Here is a 971-nt window from a genome sequence, read left to right as displayed (position 1 = left end):
GGCCTCGCCGGGCCCGGCGAGGCCGTCGCAGCGGCGGCGGGATCGCGGCGCCGGGGCTAGCGTGGGCGGCAGGAGGCCTGCCCGCCAGGGAGGCCACTGGGCGGAAGGCACTGCCATGTCCGGACGAGCCGAAGGTGTGCCCTGCTGGGCCGACGTCACGCTGCCCGACCTGGAGGCGGGCAAGGAGTTCTACGGGAAGCTGTTCGGCTGGACGTTCCAGGACGGCGACGAGCAGTACGGCGGTTACACCCAGGCCGAGTACGAGGGGCAGGCCGTCGCGGCGCTGACCCCCCGCATGCCCGGGACGGACTGGCCGGCCGCCTGGACGCTCTACTTCGCCTCCCCGGACGCCGACGCCACCGCCGAGCGGATCTCCGCCAGCGGCGGCCAGGTGCTCGCGCCACCGATGACGGTCGGCGAGTTCGGGCGGATGCTGGTCGCGCGGGCACCGGGCGGGGGAGTGTTCGGCGTCTGGCAGGCGGGCACCCACCAGGGCTTCGAGCGGGAGGGGGAGCCGGGCTCGTACTGCTGGGTCGAGATGGTCACCCGGGACCCCGACGCCGTGGACGCCTTCTTCGAGACGGTGTTCCCGCTCCGGGGAGCCCCGCTGGACGACGACTCCGTGGACTACCGGGTGTGGGAGGCGGACGGCCGCCAGGTGGGCGGCCGGATGAACATGACCGGGGAGTTCCCCGCCGAGCTGCCGGCGTTCCTGAGCGTGTACTTCGCGGTGTCCGACTGCGACGACGCCGTGGAGACCGTGAGCCGGCTGGGCGGCACGGTCGACTACGGGCCGATGGACACCCCCTTCGGGCGGTTCGCCTCGGTGGCCGACCAGCAGGGCGCCCGCTTCACCGTCATCGACCCGGCGGCGGCCGTCGGCGAGGCCCCGTCGACCCGCTGAGCAGCCGGCCTCCCAGCCCCGACCGCAGCCCCGACTGTCCGACCGGCAACCCGCCCGGCCGGCCCCG

1 protein-coding gene is annotated in these 971 nt (G+C 75.1%); it reads left to right on the top strand.

What is annotated here, in order from left to right; genetic code table 11:
• Positions 1-115 precede the first annotated feature (115 nt).
• On the top strand, positions 116-904 hold the full coding sequence (locus ACYVE9_RS28365) for a VOC family protein (protein ID WP_461030750.1): 789 nt from the start codon (positions 116-118) through the stop codon (positions 902-904).
• The last annotated feature ends 67 nt before the right edge of the window (positions 905-971 follow it).

Source organism: Streptomyces sparsus (genome assembly GCF_054776295.1).
The sequence above is the reverse complement of the archived record's forward strand: the minus strand, read 5'-3'. Positions and strand labels throughout refer to the sequence as shown.